Here is a 372-nt window from a genome sequence, read left to right as displayed (position 1 = left end):
GGATAATGGCACAACCGCCGGAACGGCGCTGAGCACCGTCAGCGGTCAGCAGAAAGGCAGTGCCAGCCTCGGTAATGCAGGAAGCCTGGCCAGTGCCAATGTTACCCAAGCCGCACTGAAAAATATCGCTAACAGCGGCCCCGGCCAGCACCAGGGGAAAACTGTTGATACCAGCGCCTATCCGCTGCCAACGGATAATAACGGCTATTTCGTGGTGTCGGCTAACCCGAAAAGCCCCTATCTCATTACCCTCAACCCAAAACTGGACGGGCTGGGTGATTTAGATCCGGCGCTGTTCGGCGACCTGAATGCGTTGCTGGGGCTGTCGCCCTCGGCCTCCGCGCCCGGTTATAATGCCGCGAACCTGCCGGC

General features: G+C 59.7%; 1 protein-coding gene. It reads left to right on the top strand.

The window, feature by feature from the left end:
• Positions 1-372 (top strand): hypothetical protein (locus AC1DIO_RS35610; protein ID WP_476854988.1); only part of this gene is annotated, 372 nt, incomplete at both ends.

Source organism: Allobosea sp. 05T439, assembly GCF_056396005.1.
Note: the sequence above shows the minus strand (reverse complement) of the source record. Positions and strands in the feature narration are given on the sequence as shown.